At 55.3% G+C, this 3669-nt stretch carries 8 protein-coding genes; all 8 read right to left on the bottom strand.

Annotated features, from left to right (window positions below; genetic code table 11):
* Nucleotides 1–38: 38 nt before the first annotated feature.
* Complete coding sequence (locus tag P0Y67_RS22435; protein WP_120513245.1) at nt 39–308, bottom strand: hypothetical protein; 270 nt, start codon at nt 306–308, stop codon at nt 39–41.
* On the bottom strand, nt 305–487 hold the full coding sequence (locus P0Y67_RS22430; protein WP_342393667.1) for a hypothetical protein: 183 nt from the start codon (nt 485–487) through the stop codon (nt 305–307). The genes P0Y67_RS22435 and P0Y67_RS22430 overlap by 4 nt, the downstream gene beginning before the upstream one ends.
* A gap of 3 nt (nt 488–490) precedes the next feature.
* Entirely contained in the window at nt 491–757 is a 267-nt protein-coding gene (locus P0Y67_RS22425) for a hypothetical protein (protein ID WP_161442358.1), read from the bottom strand.
* A gap of 9 nt (nt 758–766) precedes the next feature.
* A complete protein-coding gene (locus tag P0Y67_RS22420; protein ID WP_342393666.1) occupies nt 767–1666 on the bottom strand; it encodes a major capsid protein P2 in 900 nt (299 codons plus the stop codon).
* A gap of 2 nt (nt 1667–1668) precedes the next feature.
* Nucleotides 1669–1794 carry a hypothetical protein gene (locus P0Y67_RS22415; protein ID WP_255558100.1) on the bottom strand — a complete coding sequence of 42 codons (126 nt, stop codon included), beginning with the start codon at nt 1792–1794 and terminating at the stop codon, nt 1669–1671.
* 126 nt (nt 1795–1920) lie between these two features.
* Nucleotides 1921–2703: a hypothetical protein gene (locus P0Y67_RS22410; RefSeq protein WP_342393665.1), complete on the bottom strand. Its 783-nt coding sequence runs from the start codon at nt 2701–2703 to the stop codon at nt 1921–1923.
* Nucleotides 2666–3184 (bottom strand): hypothetical protein, encoded by a 519-nt coding sequence (locus P0Y67_RS22405; RefSeq protein ID WP_342393664.1) that lies wholly within the window; start codon nt 3182–3184, stop codon nt 2666–2668. The genes P0Y67_RS22410 and P0Y67_RS22405 overlap by 38 nt, the downstream gene beginning before the upstream one ends.
* The coding region (locus tag P0Y67_RS22400) for a hypothetical protein (RefSeq protein WP_446728872.1) at nt 3150–3669 on the bottom strand (520 nt) is incomplete at its 5' end. The genes P0Y67_RS22400 and P0Y67_RS22405, both read right to left, overlap by 35 nt.

Raw genomic sequence — 3669 nt, 5'->3', positions numbered from 1 at the left:
TGCTGTTTGCGCTCTTTTTCGTACTGAATAAGCCCATATCAGCGCCCCCTCAGGTAGAAAAACAGCAGCACCATGGCCGCGATTGCCACCACTATTAGGGTGTAATTCGGGGTTTTCGCCCCGAAGGTCACACCCCCCGCCTCGAAGTTCATTTCGACCGGGCCGTTAGTGGTGGTCATTGGCCCGCTGTCACTCACTGACTCCAGTGCACCAAGTGCCCCGGACATATCCATGCCGGGAAAGCCCATACTGGCCCCGGCGGCGGTTCCGGCCAGACTGGCTAAACCGCCAGAAGATGATCCGCTCACAACGCCCCCTTCTTACGAAAATAGAGAAAGGCCAGCATCAGCACGATGACGCCTACGGCTATCACACCCGCACTCAGATACTTTGTACCGTCTGCGGCGGTATAGCCGAGGGAGCCGCCCACAAGGGCACCGCTGCCCCACAACACACCACCGCCGATTAAGAGAGGTACTAAAGGCATTGATTACCTCCGCATTAACAAAACGATGACCAACAGCAGGACAACCGCCCCGCCGATGATCCAGCCATAATGGAAAGACTGGGGGTGCTGCTGGGTGACTGTCGCCGTGTTGCCCGTTTCGTTGGCGCTCGGGTCTTGGGTGCTGTTCGGTGTCGGCTTGCTGTCGAGGTAATCATTCCACCAACCGCCCGCAAACTCCGTCGTGTCTTCCCACGCCCCGCCCAGCATTTCACTGCCTTTGTCCACCGCATCATTAAGCCAATCCAGCATGTTGCCCCCTTAGCCCTTGACCTGTGCCGCCGTGCGCTCAACGTCCAGATATTCAGTAATCACGGTGACGCTGCCCGCGGGCTTATGGGTCTTGAAGGTAAACAGCAGCTCTTTGGCACGGGCCGTCGGGAACATTTCATTGCGGATAAAGCCGCGCATCAGAAAGTCCAGATGGAACATGCCGTCCTGCCACATCAGATCGTTACGGTTCGCCATGTAACGTTCACGCCAGGCGGTGGTTTCATAGGCCACGTTGTCATCACGCTTGATTTCCAGCTCTTCGATAGCATCCGTCATGAAGTGCATGCGGCGAATGCTGCGCTTCATGTCGTTCGGCAGGGTGTTAAAGGTGTTAGTGCCCTGCGCGGGCATATCAATCTGCAAACGCTCCAGACGCGGCAGATACATACGCAGTGCCTGCGGCTTGTTGGTTTCGGCAATGACTTCAAGGGTCGGGCTTTCTGGATCGCCGTCCTGCTTGGCCGCAATGTCGACCTGAATCTGTAGTGACTCGCCCAGCATGGTGACCAGTGAGGTCAGTTGCTGGCCATCTTTGAGCTTCAGGGACAAATCGGCAAAGGACACGATAAAGACCTGCTCACCCTGCGGGGCGAGCGCCGCGGGCACATCCAGTTGTTTGTACTGCTCCAGCGTACGGAAGAAGGTCGCCGGAATACCGCTGATAAACGCGTTACTGTTCAGGCGGAACGTGATTTCCAGCCGTTCAAGCGGCAGGTTGGTGTTAAACATGAACGAGTCAAACGTCTGGCCTGTCGGGATAGTCAGCGTTGAACGACCGTTATAAGTCACGCCGCTAAAGCTCGACAGTTTGAGCTGTTTCACCCCTTCGTATTTGTAATTCGCTAGGGCTTGCGCCTGCGCTTCTGGCGTTACTGCTACTACATTCATGATTAAAACCACCCGTCGCCGTAAATTGTTTCTTTCAGCGTCTTCAGTGAAGACACATTGTTAATCACTGCAATGATCAGCAAAGTGACCACCACAGTGATCAGCATGACTTTGTGCTCTTTCTTCATAGCGTTCCTTTGTGTTGTTGGTTGAACCGTTAAGGTGGTGCTATGAAAACGACTTTTAGGCAGGTTGGAAATGAGGAGAAACCTATAGGTTAGGCGGGTAACCTATAGGTTTAAACGTGACGGGCATCACGCTGATTTTTTGCTGTTTTTCCGGTAGCTCAGGGCCACTTTGCGGCCTGTCTGGCAGTTCAGCGCCCCTTTCTGATAGTTCCCCACGCCGTCCTCGACGTGGATGAAATCCGCGATCGGCTTGTTGATTTCCAGCTTGTTCATCTTGGCCGAGCGCAAGGCGGCAATGTCTGCCACCGGCACGGATTTCGCATCAGACAGATACTTGGCATCGTTCATTGAATTGACCGCGCACAAATACCAAGTCGGTGACTGGGTGGTGATGGTTTTCGGCACTTCCTGCCCGCGCTGAAACACGGTGGTCACGATGCCGCCATACTGGCGGGCACCGCGCAGCAGCTCCCCGGTTTTCCCTTTCAGGGTGCCGGACGTGGGCGAGCAGGACGCCAGTTCTTCGATGCAGATTTCCAGCGGGGCTTTGCGGCCATCCAGCACCGACCACGCCGCGGCTGAGAAAAATTCCAGCTCCTCAAACACCAAGTCAGCCGGGATATAAGCAATTTTAAAGGCGCTGTTTCCCTGCCGGGCTTTGACCAGCGCTTTGAGAAAATCCGCCTTCGAGTGGAAGCCTCTGACCTGCTGGCCCTGAAAGGGTTTCCCGGCGTAGTTTTCGTAAGGGTCAAAGAACACCGCCTGTGCCTTGGCGGTGATGAATTTTGCATGCTTGACCAGTGAGGTTTTACCGCTGCCCGTACCGCCGATAATCACCCGGTGCAACGGGTCAAGATGGGTGTTGGAATTCTTAGGCCGCGGCAGGTTCAGGGTTGGCTTTTTCGCCATTGTCCACCTCCTGCTGTGCTTTCTCTTCTGCCAGTTGGGCGCGCTTCTCAGCCCTGAGTCCTTTCACCTGACGGGCCGTGACGCCGCCCAGACCGACAACGGCCACCAAAAACATGATCTCTTCCTTGTATTGGCCGAGCCAGTTCAACCACGTTGCCCCGTGCTTTTGCATCAGTGGCCCGGCGGCTTTTAATACCTTGGCCTTGGCTTTCTCGTCATATTCAAAGTCCAGACCGATAGCGAAGGTGATCGCCTGCTCTGACAGGACAAAGCCCAAGTCCAGCAAATCAACCGCGGCTTCTGCCGCGTCTTCATCGTTGGCGGCGTCTTGCGCCATGGCGTTGTCATCCGGCTCTGGTACTTCCTGAGATTCAAGTTGCTGAATCGCTGCACCCCAGTCCGCCCAGTCATCCGCCTGGGGCTGTTCTTCTACGAGGTCAAACGCCTCAATTTGCTGCAAGTTTTCCGCTGTTGCTGTCATCTTTTTTACCTTTACACAGACCAATTAAAATCATTACCAGTACAAATAACCCGACTAACCACGGATACAGGGTTTTCCATGCTATTTTCGGGACATCTTGCGCGGGGGCTTTCTCCGGTTCCGTTAACGCTGGAAACCCGTCCTCACTGGTTTGGGTAACGCTCTGGCTAACGCTTTGAACGGGTTCACTAACAGGTTCCTGAACGGTTTGAACAGGCGCGTTACCCAGCGCCTGAACCGTGTCTACCTTGTGCTTTTCAATGTGCTCATGCATTGACGTGCTGTTTGTGCTGTTCCCGCAACGCGGGCAACGGTAATAGAGTTTGCCGATATTGCGGGGGTTCTTCGGCGGCTCGCCGGATTCCATCAGGCGGTGCTCCCCGGTCATATGCACCGTGCAGACCTCGCCACAGTCAGGCACCGTACAGCGGATATAGCCGCGGGTCGGGTTCTTACTCATCCTCGCCCCCTTCCAGCACTGCCAG

Origin of the sequence: Photobacterium sp. SP02, from assembly GCF_038519165.1 — a bacterium.
GTDB classification, from domain to species: domain Bacteria; phylum Pseudomonadota; class Gammaproteobacteria; order Enterobacterales; family Vibrionaceae; genus Photobacterium; species Photobacterium halotolerans.
Note: the sequence above shows the minus strand (reverse complement) of the source record. Positions and strands in the feature narration are given on the sequence as shown.